The sequence below is a fragment of the Xanthomonas arboricola pv. guizotiae genome, assembly GCF_002940205.1.
Classification (GTDB): Bacteria; Pseudomonadota; Gammaproteobacteria; order Xanthomonadales; family Xanthomonadaceae; genus Xanthomonas; species Xanthomonas arboricola_C.
Window position 1 is genome coordinate 1 of the sequence record NZ_MDSK01000098.1, and the last position, 1,004, is coordinate 1,004.

The following is a 1,004-nucleotide window of genomic DNA, read 5'->3' on the forward strand; positions in this document are numbered from 1 at the left end:
AATTTCCACCACTTGCTTTTCTTTTTCTTTTGTTCGTGGGATCGTTCGGGAACTTGCCTGACGCTGCTTTCCGCTGGAGCTTGCTCCGCTTGGGCAAGACGATCCCTGATGAGGCCGCGGTCTGGTTCAATATCGCTCAGGTCCCTGCCGCCCGCGTCGTCGAAGGTGCCGTTGACCACCCTGTGGGCCAACACATCTATCCCGGTCAGCACATGATCGCCGCAGGAATAACCGTCCGGCTGCATCGCGGTGGGCATTTCATGAGTTTGTTCATAATCAAGGCCGAGGTGATAGGCCGCCATATCGGCAAGGTAGCGTTGCTGTGGCTGCGTCTGTGCCATGGAATCGTAGTAGTAGGCTGCGGCAGCGTCCTTGTCGCGATGGTCGACCACGAGCAATGACCAATGAACGTTGGGCTGATTGATCGGCAGGAACACGATAGGTGGGACGTCGTCTCCGACAAGAAGGCACCGTGCGCGGGCCTGCTGGTCTGGATCTGTGGAACTCAGCATTGCCACTACCTGTGAGTCGGCAAAGTGGAGTAAATGGGCATTGGGCTGCCCTTGCAATCGGCGAGCGAGGTCGTCGGTGTAGGCGCGCAAATGTCCATCTTGCAGCCACGAAGTGGCCGTTACTGGAGGAAGCTCGGGGTCTGGGACGTCCTGGGGCGAGGGCAGATTGTCCACATCGATCCTCTCGGGACTCATGGCCGAGTGCCCCACGGGAGTCTGCGTGCTGTAGTCCCAAAGCTCCTCTTCTTCCTGGGATGTGTTGAGGTCGAATTCGCGATAACCATAGTTCTGCCTATAGTCCAAGGACTCGAGATCATCGAAGGTGGAACTCGATGCTTCGGGCTGGGCTGGCCATGCAGGATAGGAAGAACCCGCCGAAGTATCGGGATGCCACTCACCTGATGCGTTCTGCGGCCAACCGCCATAGGGGGTGGGCGGCAACTGCCAACCACCAGAGGGGGTGGGCGGCAATAGGGACGAATAGGAAGAATC

General features: G+C 58.3%; 1 protein-coding gene. It reads right to left on the reverse strand.

The window, feature by feature from the left end; genetic code table 11:
- The coding region (locus tag XarbCFBP7408_RS21965; RefSeq protein WP_258072307.1) for a C48 family peptidase at positions 1-1,004 on the reverse strand (1,004 nt) is incomplete at both ends.